Annotated in this window: 6 protein-coding genes; 2 read left to right on the top strand and 4 right to left on the bottom strand. The window is 64.2% G+C overall.

Annotated features, from left to right (window positions below; all coding sequences use genetic code 11):
- Positions 1-26: 26 nt before the first annotated feature.
- The gene (locus HAHE_RS00390; protein WP_338687550.1) at positions 27-1,112 is read right to left on the bottom strand and encodes a GntR family transcriptional regulator; all 1,086 of its coding nucleotides are present in this window, start codon (positions 1,110-1,112) and stop codon (positions 27-29) included.
- A 201-nt stretch (positions 1,113-1,313) separates the two neighbouring features.
- Here HAHE_RS00390 and HAHE_RS00385 point away from each other — a divergent pair, with 201 nt between their 5' ends.
- The gene (locus tag HAHE_RS00385) at positions 1,314-2,399 is read left to right on the top strand and encodes a substrate-binding domain-containing protein (protein WP_338687548.1); all 1,086 of its coding nucleotides are present in this window, start codon (positions 1,314-1,316) and stop codon (positions 2,397-2,399) included.
- A 62-nt stretch (positions 2,400-2,461) separates the two neighbouring features.
- On the opposite strand, the gene HAHE_RS00380 is transcribed toward HAHE_RS00385, so the two are convergent.
- The 3 genes from HAHE_RS00380 to HAHE_RS00370 form a co-directional block, all read right to left on the bottom strand.
- A complete protein-coding gene (locus HAHE_RS00380) occupies positions 2,462-5,320 on the bottom strand; it encodes a hypothetical protein (protein ID WP_338687547.1) in 2,859 nt (952 codons plus the stop codon).
- Between the two features lie 85 nt (positions 5,321-5,405).
- Complete coding sequence (locus HAHE_RS00375) at positions 5,406-11,159, bottom strand: sialate O-acetylesterase (protein WP_338687545.1); 5,754 nt, start codon at positions 11,157-11,159, stop codon at positions 5,406-5,408.
- Positions 11,160-11,216: 57 nt separating this feature from the next.
- On the bottom strand, positions 11,217-12,014 hold the full coding sequence (locus HAHE_RS00370; RefSeq protein ID WP_338687543.1) for a PEP-CTERM sorting domain-containing protein: 798 nt from the start codon (positions 12,012-12,014) through the stop codon (positions 11,217-11,219).
- A 213-nt stretch (positions 12,015-12,227) separates the two neighbouring features.
- Here HAHE_RS00370 and HAHE_RS00365 point away from each other — a divergent pair, with 213 nt between their 5' ends.
- Positions 12,228-13,307, top strand: coding sequence for a sialate O-acetylesterase (locus HAHE_RS00365; protein WP_338687541.1), 1,080 nt, complete (start codon positions 12,228-12,230; stop codon positions 13,305-13,307).
- Positions 13,308-13,351 lie beyond the last annotated feature (44 nt).

The raw sequence follows: 13,351 nt of genomic DNA, 5'->3' as shown, positions 1-13,351 counted from the left end.
TGCGAAAGGCAGCTTGGATCTGTCAGTCATTGGTCCTTTTCCGGACCAGTTGCCCTTCTCATGGTCTGGCCATCGAGCAGCTTGGGGATGATGGAGGAGGAGGGTGGATTGCCGCCTTCGGCGAGGGTTTTTACCGCCGCCACCAAGCGCCGGATGAGCGCGGGACCGGACTCGTAGCGCAATGGCAGTGGAGAGAGTCGCTCGGCCGACGGGTCGTTGCTGAGATAGACGAGGGAGAGCTGCTCCGGCAACCGGATGCCGCGATGCAAGAGGTGCGACTGCACGGTGAGGAGGTGGTGGTGATTGGCCACGATCAAAGCGTCGCAGGCATCCGGGTTGTCGAGGAACTCGCGGTCGAGAGCATCCATCAGGCGCGCGCGATTCGAGTCGTGACGCATGACTTTGGGAGCAGGCGAACCTTGCCGGGTGAGCACGGCGGAAACGGCGCTGACCGTTTTCTCGTCACCTGCCAGCGGAGTGCGGTGAATCAGCAGTCCGATGCGTCGACAGCCCCGGGCGAGACAAAGACCGGCTGCGTGATGGGCGGCGGCACGGAAGTCGACATCCACGCTGGGCAGAGAAACTTCCGGAAACGCCGAGCCGAAGATGACGGTGGGCAGGCCATTCGCTTGAAACCAACGCTGCACCGACTCCGGCATCTTGTGCAGGACCCACATCGCGTCCGGGTGGCGGGCAACGATGCGGCGCAGGTGGGCGGAAGGGTCGCGGCGGTCGACCAGCGATGCGCTCTCTTCCGATGCGACCTTGATCCCGGCTTGGGTGAACAGGCCTCTCATCGTCGCGATCTGCTCGGTGAGCAGAGGAGAGACGTGGAGTGTCGGCGTCAGAAAGCAGACCTCGCGGTGGGTGGGCGCGGTACGACGTGCCTTGGACTTCCGGATCGCGCGCAGGGTGCAGCGTGCCGACGGAGCCTCGATCAGGCCGTCGCGTGTCAGGATCTCAAGGGCACGCCGCAAAGTCGTCCGACTCACGAGAAACTCGTCGGCGAGGATTCTTTCGGACGGGAGCTTGTCCGTCCACTCACCGGTCTCGATCCGTTCGCGGATCAATTCGGAGAGCTGGGCGAACTTGGATTGCGGCAGGGCGGGCATCCGGAGAAGGGAATGGGAAGTCTCGTGATCCGGCACACGGTGGCAGATCGTTGACGCTGCGGAGACGGCGGATTCTTGGTCTGGAAAACAGACCAGCCGCCGTGGGGCGGGCCCTCGATGTGCGGCAGATCCGGGCCTAGGAAACTGGTTGGTGAATCATACCGGTTGCGTGGGCGGCGGGAATCAGGCATATGCGGAAGCATGTCGGAGCATTGGATGCCGGAGCGGGGGAGTTTGGTGGCGGAGTGCGTGCGGGTCATGCAGCTGCGCATCGAGGCCGGCGAGTGGCCGCAGCATCTTCCGGGCGAGCGGAGGTTGGCGGAGCTTCTGCAGGTCGGACGCGACACGGTCCGGCTGACGCTTTCGGAACTGGAGGCCGGCGGATGGATCGAGCCTGCCGCGGCGGGCTGCCGGCGGAAAATCGGAGGCGATCGGAAGTCGGAGGAGGCAGGGCGTTCGGAGCGGTTGCGAATCGGAATGCTGTCGCCGTTTCGCCTCGAGCGACTGAGCCAACCGATGCTGCTCGAAGTCGACCACATCCGTCGCGCGCTCGCGGAAAAGGGCGGGAGCTTCGAAGTGATCGCACCCGGTTGGTTCGAGTCGAAGCAACCTTCGAAACGCATTGCCGACTTCATCGCATCCGAGCGTCGGAGCGCATGGATCCTCCATCGCTCGAGCCTGCCGGTGCAGCGATGGTTTGCCGAACAGCGCATCCCGTGTCTGGTGCGGGGTACGCCTCACGAGGGAATCACGCTGCCGTTCCTGGACGTCGATTGGAAAGCCACCGCACGACACGCCGCCGGCATTCTTTGGCGGCTCGGTCACCGGAAGGTCGGCATTCTTTCCCCGCCGGACCAGCTGCGCGGGGTGGATGCGGCGTTGCGGGGATTGCGTGAGTTGACCGACGACGGATTCGAAGTGGTCGAGTTTGTCGAAGACGGAACCACCGCGGGCGTCGAGAAGGTGTTCCGTCGCGCGATGGGGTTGAAGGTGCGGCCGACGGCCATGGTCACCAACCGGCCGCGGCAGGCGGCGACCTTGCTCAGTTGTGCGGCTCGGGTCGGACTGCGGGTGCCGGAGGATCTCAGTCTCGTCTCGCTCGCCCGTGAACCTTTCCTCGAGCATCTGGTGCCGGAGATCACCGGCTACCGTTCGGATCCGGCATCGGTCGCCAAGCAGGTCGTTCGTCGACTCGAGCAGATCGTCGCGGGCAATGTCGCACCCGGAGGCGACCCGTGGCTGATGCCCGAAGTCGTGAAGGGGGCTTCGGTCGTGCCTCCTCCCTGAAAAGGAAAACCCGATGGAGTCGAAACTCCACCGGGTCCACTGCCTTATCGGTGACTAGCCGATCAAGGGGTTTGCGTGGCCGTCGCGCGCAGGAAGAGGCGCGTGGTCGGTCCACCGGAAATGGTGGCCGTCACCTCAACGGTGTCGTTGAGCGGTGCGGCTTGGTCGTCGGTGACGACCGTTGCGATGGTGACCGTGACGCCATTGCTGTCGGTGTCGCCGGATCCGTTCCAGCTCTGCAGGTCGGAGGACCACTCGTAGCCACCGGTGACATCGCTGGCGGGGTCGTTGGTCTGGGTGTGGGTCGCGGTCAGGCTGTTGGCCGTCGATCCGGTCACCGTCAGGCCGGCGTTGAACTCGTCCGGCGCGGTGCCGAGGAAGTTCTCAACGCCGTTGCCGATGCCGTCGCCATCCGGGTCGGCATCGAAGCCGATGATCAGGGGGTCGGCCTCTCCGGGGAAGAAGCCGTCGATCCAGTTCGCGTAGTTGTCGGGCGATCCGGGCGTGTAGACCAGCTCCACCGAAAGCGAGTCACCGCTGAGCTGGGCCGCCCACGATCCGGCACTGCCGGTGGCGCTGGCGAACGCGCTGTCGTCGATCGCGATGCCTGCCGGGTCGAACACCGTGATCGGTGCGGCCGACGTGGCGATCGTGAAGGTGGCGGGAGCCTCGCTGAAGTTCACGACCGACAGAGGGGAGATCACGATCGTGTTCGGGTTGGTGTCGGTGCCCTCGAAGTCGATCGAGGCTGCCGTGAAGGTGTCGTAGCCCGCGCCGGCCGACCCGGTGAAGTCGCTGATCTCCCATGTGTAGCTGGAGTCGGCGACGAAGATCACCTCGTCACCGAAGGCCAGCGTGCCGACCGAAGCGCCGGGAGCGAGATTGCCGTAGACGAGTGTGGAGAGGGACACCGTGCCGGTGCCGCCGAGTGTGCCTTCCGGATTCACGTCCACGAACGAGTTCGGGAGCGTGCCGTTGACCAGCAGCGTTCCGCTCTCGATGTCGGTGGTGCCGTCGTAGGTCTTCGTGTTGTCGGCGATGGTGACCACCTGGGTCGAGGTGTCACCGCGGTTGGCGGTGGATGGCATACCGATCCGAACAGCTCCGATGCCGCTGATGGCCGAGTCGATCGTGTGGGCGTCGGTGCGGGAGAAGGTGAGGATGCCGTCATTGACCACCGTCGTGGTGCCGAGCGAGCCGAAGCTGTCGGCATCGAGTCCGGTGCCCGACACGTCCACTTCGCCGGGAACGCCGCCGATTCGGACCGGTGCGCCGACATCGATGGTCAGGGTTCCGGTGAGGGTCACGTCGTTGGTGATGACGAACCCGCGGTTCGCATCATTCATCGCCGAGGTGGCGTCCTGGAAGGTCAGATTGCCCGCACCGGAGATCGGTCCCTGGAGTTTCAACGAGCGGTCCGCGCCGGCCGAGCGGTTGATGATGGCGTTGGCGGAGCCGACGGCCACGATCGGATTGGTCCACGTCCAGTTGCCCTCGATCGGGGAAAGCGCACCGCTGCTGCCGCCGTCACCGAGGATCAGCGAGCCCGTGCCGCGACCGGTCGCGCCGTTGCGGATGGACTGAAGTTCGGAGCCGTTGACGATGGTGATGTCGCCCGAGAACCCGGCCCAGGTGTCGGCCGAGTTGAAGTCGAGACCTCCGCCCGGGTAGATCCACAGCAGTCCGCCACCATCGAGAACGATGTCGCCGTCACCGGAAACGTCGCGCAGCTTCTGGGTTGCTTTGTAGTCGAGGTCGTCGGAGCGGGAGATGGTGAGGGAGCTTCCTGTGGCGAGGGTGACAGGGCCTTCGCCAATTTCGCCCGCGGTCGCACCGTCACCGGCAGTGATTGTTCCACCCTCGATCGAGGTTCCGCCAACATAGCCACAATTGGACGCGAGAGTCAGGGAGCCTGGTCCTTGCTTCGTCAGGGTGGCGATACCACCGACCGGGTCACCGCTCAGGGTGTAAGCCAGCGCATCGTTGTTCACGGTCACGGAGTTCGGGCTGACGCTGCCCGAAACCACGACAGCTCCGGTGGCGCCGGTGTCGTCGAACGTGACGTTGTCATCGTCGGTGAATGTCGAAGGAGTGGTATCGGGAAGCTCCCAGTTCACCGTCGTGTCGATGTCCCACGCCGAGCCGTTCGCTCCCGTCCATGTAAGGTCCTGGGTCACCGGATCAGCCACCTCGAGCGTGACTTCGTTCCAAACAGTCGATCCTTGGGAAGGGCTGCCGGTCGCGCCCCACACCACGCGGTCCTGTGTGCCCGTGCCTGAGGTCGCGACCACCCTGTTGCCACCCAAGCTGTCGGTAAGCGTCGCGACACCGCCGGAGTAGGTCAGGGTAAAGGTGATGTAGTTGGCCAATGGAGAGCCGGTGCCGAGTTCTTCGCTCAGTTGGCTACCCGCCACTGTGATTGCGTGGGATGTGGTGCCGTCGTTGATGAAGATATCGTCATTGGCATCCACCGTGAGCAGCAGGATGAACCGGAGGCCGCTGGCCAGTTCGATCCACATTGCGTTGTTCGCCTGACGACCGTTGTTCGGAGCGGCATAGTAGTTGTCCACGCCGCCACCGGCCTTGCTGGCTGCATCGGCATTGACGGCGACCGTCCAGCTTGCGGTCCAATCACGGACCTGCATGGCGGATGCGCCGCTTCCCGGAATGGCAGCTTGGTAGAATGCGGTTGTTCCTCCTCCGGTCGAGCCGTCGGTGATGCGCCAGCCACCCAGGGTGGAATCTCCCCCGTAGACAAAGTTGTTTGTGGTCGCCCCGAAGTAGGTCCAGCCCTGCGCGGTCGGGTCCGCTGCGCCGGTGGTTCCCGCGGTAGGAGTGACACCCGAAAGATAGGTCACAAGAGTTTCCCCGCTGGCCGGGACCGCCAGTAGGATGAGGGTGGGTAGTAGGAGCTTTTTCATCGTTACGGACGAAGAATCGTCCGGCTCACTCCAATCCACAACCGGTAGCAGCTGGATGGGTTGGCAAACCAGTTTGGCAACCGGTTTAGCGAAGCGCCCGAACCCTGACGAAGCGTCTTGGATCACCCGTGAGGGGAATGCTCGTCGCAGTCAGGTTCGACGTCGCTTGAATCCGCTCGAAACCTGCGACGTCCTGCCATGCGCCGAGCGTGGTGCTTTCCTCAATGGCATAGGAACGACCGGGAACGCTGTGCCACTCGAGGTCGATACTCCCGCCCACTCCGTAGGACGAAAGCGCGAAAAACGATGAGGCATCGAGGGGGTGGGTGCCGGCTTCGTGTTCGAAGGCATTGGTCTGTCCGTCGCCATCGGGATCGAGTAGCGAGTCGTCGGTCGCCGGGTCGAGTCCCATGAGGATTTCCCAAGAGTCCGGCATGCTGTCACCATCGCTGTCGGTCGCGGGATCCAGCAGCCACGCTTCCTCGACACGGGCGAAGGTGATGCGGGTGTAGTTGTCCTTCTCGAACAGGATTCCGATCGAGCGATCGGGAAGGATGCAAAGCGACGAGTAGGCGGAGGATCCGCCGTAGAGCAGTCGCGACACCGGCCACGAGTCGCCGCCATCGGCGGAAATACGGAGAGTATAGTTGATGCGCGAGCTTGAACTGCCCGGGTTTCCGAACAGCACCCATTCGGACGGGTCGCCCCGGTGGGTGCTGGTCCACTGGATCACGCTGCCCTGACAGACAGGGTCCGGAACGGAGGGGAGCCGGAAAAGGCTTTCCCACGAGCCGTCGCGCATGGGCGTCGCACCACCGGGTTGATAGCGGATCCATGCACGCTGGCCGTTCGATCCCGCGGGGGTGCGCATGGAAAAAAGGAGTCGTCCGTCGTCGAGTTCGCAGACGGTGTTCTCGTTGGTCTGTGGCGAGCTGGTTGGCACGCCCGAGCCGAAGTCCCAGGTGGCGCCGTGGTCGGTGCTGAAGACCGAACAGACGCGGACCGTCCCGGAGGCGTCGCGGTACTGGGAAGGGAAGACGAGCGTGCCATCGCGCATGGCGAGGCCGTGCCCGGGGCCTTGGAAAATGAGACGCCAGTTCGGGTCATCTTTCACGGGGACCGTGATGTTGATCGGCGCCGACCAGGTCGCGCCTCCATCGGTCGATTTGGTGAGAACGTATTGTCCGGTGTCGGCCGGATCGGTGCCCGGCCCGGAGCCGTTGTAGCCGTTGTTTCCGAACGACCACAATGCGGCAACCCACAGGGTGTCGGTGATCGGGTCCCAGAGAATGCACGGGTCGCCAACGCCGTTTCCTGCGGAACCGGGGACGCTGGAATCATAGTCGAGGATCACCTGTGAAGCTGACCAGGTCGCGCCGCCGTCCGTGCTGCGGGCGTAGCCGACATCGACGTCGGCCGGCAGATCCGAGCCACCCGCGTAGCGATGATCGTAAACGGAGTGCAGAACCCCGTCGCCGTCGCAGACGATACCCGGGATCCGGTAGGTGTTCACTCCACCTTCACCGCTGGTGCGGACGTCGGAGAAGAGCGGAACAAGGGCGAGCGTGAGTTCTCCGGCGGGGTCGGCGTTTGTCGGAACCAGCGTGCCGGCGTTGCTTCCGGAAAAGGTGAGATTGATTACGGAGGCATCGAGAGTGGTGCCGAGCGCGGCGTAGCGTTTTGGTGTGACCGCGATGCGGACGGTTTGCAGTTCGTCCGCGAGGACGAGTGACGGCGAGAATGTCAGGAGGTCGGTGGCCGGCTCGGAGATCGTGCCGAGCAAGGTGCCATCCTCGCCGACCAGCGATACATCCGTGACCGACTCGCGAGTGCCGGGGCTCAGCTGAATCTCGACTTGCTCTAGCGTGGTCGAGGCTGCGAGGTCGTTTCCGATTTCGATCTCCAGCAGGTCGTGTTGGCCGAATCGTGCCACATCGCGCGGGTTCTGGCTCACCGAGGCGGAGAACGGAGGGCCGGCAATCTCGCCCCAGCCGGTATCCCAATCGGTGGTGAGTTCCGCGATCGCTGCGGCGTCGAGTGCGGTGTTGAAGATCACGACCTCGGCGATGTCGGTGGACTTCCGCGTGAAAGGGGAGCCGCCGTTCGATCCGAGAATGAAGCCGCCGAGATTCGCGCTCTGGGAATCGTTCAGGGTGGCGACTTGGGCACCGTCGATCCAGTGCGTGATGTCGGTGCCGCCCGATCCGTCGGAATCGTAGGTGAAGACGTGTTGCTGCCAGACGCCGGTGTCGCGGGCGACGGAAGTTTCCTCCGCGCCGTTCCACGCCATGCCGGAAGTCGAGCAGCCGACTTGCCAGTTCCCGGCGTCGACCTTTGCCCGTGTCTTCCCGGTTCCTGTGCTTCCGTCGAAGAGAAAGCCACCATCTTCGGACGTGACGCGACAGAGGATGGCCACGCTGCGTGGACCCGCGATCGTGCCAAACTCCGTCGAGGAATTTGCCCAAAGGTCGTTGGTTCCGTCGAAACGCAGGGCCTCGCGTGGTCCGCCTGCACCGCTGGTGACGGGGCGGGGCGCCGGAGGAAGCCCGACCGTGCGTGCGAGATCCCGGTTGCCGGAACCGTTGCGCAGGTTGCCAAGACGGGCGACCGTTCCATTACCTGCAAACTCCCGCCCATGATCGGCGACGAACCAGGCGTGAACATTCGCCCATGCCGGCAGCGGTGCCGGCAGCACTCCCATGTCGAACGCCTCCGCGGCCGTACGCGCGCCGATGAGGAGGAGGCTATCGGCATCGTAGTGAATCTCGAGGCCGTCGATGTTGTGAGTGCTCGCTCCCGATGCGCTTGCGAAACCGATGTCGCTTCGGGATGCGGCCAATGAGGCGAGGAGAGAGCGGGTCGTGTCACGATCGCTGCCGCTTCCGGCGATTTCCCCGATGATGCCGGTCAGGGTCGAAGCGCCGGAGATGTCGGTCTTCAGATTGTCCAGCAGGTCCGAGAATCGCGCGTCGGCGGCCGCTGCCTCGCTGCTGTCGTTGTCTTCGCCCTGCAGGTAGATCAGCGAGCGGAAGGTGAGGCCCTCAAAGTCGCCGGGCGGCGAAGACGATGCGGCGGTCGCGACCGAGACGAGCCCATCGTAAGCCGTGCCTGCGGGGTCGCCCTGGATCCAGAGCGTGTTGCCGCCACTGGCGACCGCGGATTTCACGATGCCGAACTCGCGGGCTCCCGCATCCCAGAGCATCCGGGCGAAGCCGATTTCAGGACCGAACGATCCGTCCGGGGCGTTGGAGAGGGTGCTCCATCCGGACCCATCGTGAAACCAGACACCTCCACTTTGCTCCGCCGGGTGGGATCCGACGGGTGTGGAGTTCAGAACCGTCGTCGATGGGCTGCCCAGTGCATTGCCGGCGCCCGCGATCAGGAAGACCGGGAGATTCGAGGTCAGGGTGTCCGCGACCAGCGGGTCGGTGCCGTTCTGGAACTCCTCGAGGTTGCCCGAGCCGTCGTCATCGGGGTCGCCGTAAGGGTCGGTGCCGGTGAGGTTGGAGAAATACTGATACTCCCAAGCGTCGGGCATACCATTGCCATCCGTGTCGACTCCGGCCGGCAGCCACGTCCCCGGAGTAAAACTGACATGGTCGATGGTCGTATCGAAGCCGTTGCCGAAGGTCCCGCTCGTGTAGTCGCCGAGGATCAGACGGTTGTCCGTGGCGGTTTGGTCGTAGTCCACGCCTTCCAGCGGGGTAAGGCGTACGTTGTCGTGAAAGACATGGTACTTCGCCGCATCGGCATCGTGGATCACGCGGAATGCGTGGAAGGCACCATCGATGTTGTTCTGCGCGACGTTGAAGGTCTCGCCTCCGTTGTCCTGGGTGCGATCACCGTGGATCTCGATGATGATCCGCTTCGACCCGGTTCCGAGCCAGAGCGCGAAACCGTTGGCGTTCGAGTTGAAGTTGAGTCGCGCTTCGAAAGTCCATGATCCCGCGGCGGCGGCCGACCACCCGGCGTTGGTGCCTTCGATCCAGCGGCCGTTGGTCGATGGGTGGATGATGCGGAGGTCGGTGGCGGTTGGGAGCGACTCGGTCAGGGTGCCGGTCCGCGACCAGTTGTTGACGTAGCCGCTTCCGTCCCAGATTTCGTTCCCCTCGAAGGTGGTGTCAAAAGCCGACGAGTCCCGCTCGAGGTGCGGCGGGAGCGCGCTGGCGGATGGCATCGGGCTTTCGATCACACCGAGCGCGGCCGCGATTCGATCGCCCACATGAACTTCGCCGGCGGCATTCGGATGGACGTTGTCGTAGGTCATGGTCACCGGGTCGAAACCGGTGCTCGCGTCGATGATCCACACGGGTGATGTCGCCGAGGATGCGTTCTTGGTGTCGGCAAGCGACTGGAGTTGTCCGTTCACCGCATCGACTCCATCGCGCATGGCCTGGGTCTGGTTGGTGTGGAGCAGTTGATGGATGAAAATCCGAACATTCGGATTCGCCGACCGGAGCTGGTCGACCAGCGTGCCGATGTCGGCGATCACTTGGACCGCGGATGACGGGTCGTCGCCGAGATCATTGATGCCGATCATGATCGAGACCGTGTCGGGCGTGTAGGTCGTGCCGGTGTTTCCTGTTCCCGTCGCGGTCGGGTCGGGGTAGGCGACCGTGAGGTCGGGTCCGCTGATGCCGTAAGTCTGCGGCGCTGCCTGGCCGGTCCAGTTGAGCAGCGTTCCCTCGCCCCGGTTGTTCGAACGGCGGTTGGCGGGTAGCCGGATGCGGCCGTTGATCCACGACGCGCGCCAGCCGTAGTGGCCGTCGTGGACGTTCTCGAAGGTCTGGCCGTTGACGTCGGGGGTGGTGAGCGTGGGGGTCGTCTGCGGCCCGGTCACGGACCCGGTGAACCGGTAGCCGGTCGCGGCATCGATCGGCACGCCCTTTTCCGCCAACCTCTTGAAGACCAGATAGCGGTAGCTTGGGTGGTCGCCGTTGCCGCCCTGCGTGATCGAGTCGCCGATGAAGGTGAGTTTCCCGTAGCGCCGATCCACTGTGCCGTTGTCGAGGAATGCCTGGGCGAAACGCTCGCCGATCCGGAGTTTCGCGGCCTTGTTGAAATGCAGGCCGTCGGTGACTTCGGCCTGAAGATCCAGATTGGGGAAGAAGTCGATGTAGGAGGTTGCGGTCGCGATCGCCTCGTGGCGCGCGCGGACGGTGTCCCGGGTGCCTCCGGATGCGGCGATGCCGCCGATCACCGCACGCATGCTTGCGGCGTTCGGAAGGTCGGTCCGGAGGTTGTCGACGAGTTCCTTGAAGCGGGTGCCCGCGACGTCCGCCTCGCTGGCGTTGTCGCTTTCCCCCTGCAGGTAGAGCAGGCCGGCGATCTCGAAGGTGTGTCCTTCGCCGCTCAGTGCGGAGGTCGCGGTGCCGACCGTGCTGACGACATGGGAGTACATGTGGCCCGTCGCGGCCTTCGACCAGTTGGTGTTTCCGCCGCCGCCGCGGGACGCCTTGATGATCGCGACATTCTCCACTCCGGCCCGGACAAGCGTGCGTCCGAACCCGATCTCCGGTCCCCAGTGAGTGCTACTGCCCGGATAGTAGCCGCCTTGCTGCGACTGAAGATCTGAGAACATTCCGCCGGAGTCACCCAGTGAGGTCGAGGCATCGGCAACGTTGTGCCAGAAGAACCGCAGCCGCGAATCGGCAGGGTCGGTGCCGGGAGTGACGTCGGCTTCCGACCCGTTGGTCGTGCCGAGGGAGTTAGATTGGCCGGTGAGAACGAAGACGCGATAGTGCTCAGCCCGGACGGCAGAACAGACGGTCAGGCAAACGGCAAGGGTGAGGGCGGCGAGTGGAGCCGGTCGGCGCAAGCGCATGTTGAAGAGTCGCATCGCTCTCAGGTCTCCGCCAGTGACGGGCGCCGGTTGGTTTTCCAGACCGGACGCCGTTCAGCGCCGGCGCCGGAGAAGGGCAAGCACGCCGATGGCACCCAAGAGGATAATTCCGGGCTCCGGAACCGGCGCGGCTGCGGTGCCCGCATCGTAGCGGATGTAGTCGACTTCCCAGTCGCCGGCGATGCCGCCGGAGAAGTCACCCATGAACCAACTGCCGCCCGTGTTGAAGCTTCCGTTGCCTCCCGCGAAGCCCGTCGAGAGATCCGTATTGAGAAGGGTGTCGTCAATCCACACGAAGTAGCTGTCGGACCCCTCGTAGGCGATCCGCATCGTGTGGAACTCGCCGTCGGCGAAATTGATCCCGAGGAGATAGTCGGTATTGGTGGGCGAAGTCCGGTAGCTGACCCGGTCATCCTCGAAGTTCACCCGGACGGACTGGCTCGCGCCCGGGTTCTGCATCGCGACGCCGAACCAGCCGTCCGCGCCCTGCGTGCCCCCTGTCTTGCGCACGCTGACTTCGACCGTCCACGGACTGTTGGCGTTGGCGAGGGTGTTGCGGGTGATGCTTCCGCCGTAGTCGGTCCTGAAGAGAGTTTCGGGGGTGCCTGCCGACTGGTTGGAAACCGCCACTCCACCAGAATACGTCTGCGGGATCGTCAGTCCGTTGGCGGTCGCGTTGAACCAGTCGCCGGTGGAGTTGCCGTCGAGATCCTGCCCCGACGGGTTGGTGGACATCTCGTAGAGGTATCCGAAGTCTCCGGAATCCTTCGTGACGGTGATCGCGCCCTTGGCTACGGGGGAAGCGGTCGCCAAGAGAATGGAGCCCAGCACCGGAAGATTACGAAACCTCATCAATCGCAATCTGAGAAATAGCCTGGCCGCCGGTCATCCTTGCATTGATGGTCGGTTGATCCAACCAGTTTGGCGGTGCTTGCTGTTCCGCTTCAGGCTGTGTGGATTGGCTCCATGCCTCACAAGCTCGGTCTTTTTCTAGCGGCATTCCTAGTTTTGCCCGTTTCCGCTTTGGAATTCGGCCGGCCCTTCGGCTCCCACATGGTGCTCCCGATGGAGAGGCCGTTCGAGGTTTGGGGAGATGCGGAGCCGGGAGCGGACGTCACGGTGGCTTTGGGAAAGAACGAGATTTCGGGGAAGGCGGGTGACCAAGGCAAGTGGCGGGTCACGATGCCGTCGCTTCCGGCCAGTGATGCGGCTGCCGTTCTCAAGGTCACCTCCGGGGGCGAATCGGTGGCTCTCGAAGACATCCTCGTAGGTCAGGTATGGCTGTGCTCCGGCCAGTCGAACATGGATTTTCCGCTGGGCCGTGCGGTGGGCGGCGCGGAGGAAGCGAAGACGGCAGGGGAGGTCCCGACGATCCGTCTGCTCAACCTGACCGCGGTTCCGACGGGTGGTCGTGCGTATACCGATGCCGAGGTGGATCGCCTGACCCCCGGGCGTTGCTTTCAAGGCGAGTGGAAGGTTGCGACGGAAGCTTCGGCTCGCGAGTTTTCGGCGGTCGGCTGGTGGGCGGGAAAGGTGATCCATGCCACCGCCGGTGTGCCGGTCGGGCTGATCGACAATTCGGTGGGCGGAAGTGGCGCGGAGGCGTGGCTGCCGACAGAGACGCTCGAAGCCCGCAACGAGTATGCGGAACTACTGAAACCGTCGTGGATCGAGTCGGAGAGGATCGGCGCATGGGCACGGGGGCGGGCCCAACTCAATCTCGCGGGCCGGGACGCGAAGCATCCTTTCACCCCGGGATTCCTCTACGAAAGCGGTGTCCGTTGGTGGCGCGGTTTTCCCTTCACCGGGGTGCTCTGGTATCAGGGCGAGACCAATGCGGCGGTCCACGACGATGCGTGGAACGAACGTCTGATCACGGATCTGGTCGAAGGCTGGCGCGCGCAACTCGGACAAGCGGAATTGCCCTTTCACATGGTCCAGTTGCCGCGGATCGGGGGCAACGACCCGAGCCGCAAGTGGTGGCCGGAGTTTCGCGGAGTCCAGTCCCGGGCCGCTGCGAAGATGGACCATGTGGAGTTGATCGAGACCAAGGATCTCGGTTGGGATAGCCCGGATGTGCATCCGCCCGACAAGAAACCCGTCGGCCAGCGGCTCGGACGGTCGGCTGCCGGACTGGATGGATGAGCAAACCAGTGGGTTGATGAACGGAAGCGGGCAGGCCCGATCGT

The organism is Haloferula helveola (assembly GCF_037076345.1).
Lineage (GTDB): Bacteria > Verrucomicrobiota > Verrucomicrobiia > Verrucomicrobiales > Akkermansiaceae > Haloferula > Haloferula helveola.
This window is presented reverse-complemented; position numbering and strand designations above follow the sequence as displayed.

Bases quoted from the DNA above. Each gene is read 5' to 3' on its own strand.
- HAHE_RS00365 (WP_338687541.1), top strand. From the start codon at position 12,228: ATGGAGAGGCCGTTCGAGGTTTGGGGAGATGCGGAGCCGGGAGCGGAC.
- HAHE_RS00380 (WP_338687547.1), bottom strand. From the start codon at position 5,320: ATGAAAAAGCTCCTACTACCCACCCTCATCCTACTGGCGGTCCCGGCC.
- HAHE_RS00375 (WP_338687545.1), bottom strand. From the start codon at position 11,159: ATGCGACTCTTCAACATGCGCTTGCGCCGACCGGCTCCACTCGCCGCC.
- HAHE_RS00390 (WP_338687550.1), bottom strand. From the start codon at position 1,112: ATGCCCGCCCTGCCGCAATCCAAGTTCGCCCAGCTCTCCGAATTGATC.
- HAHE_RS00370 (WP_338687543.1), bottom strand. From the start codon at position 12,014: ATGAGGTTTCGTAATCTTCCGGTGCTGGGCTCCATTCTCTTGGCGACC.
- HAHE_RS00385 (WP_338687548.1), top strand. From the start codon at position 1,314: ATGTCGGAGCATTGGATGCCGGAGCGGGGGAGTTTGGTGGCGGAGTGC.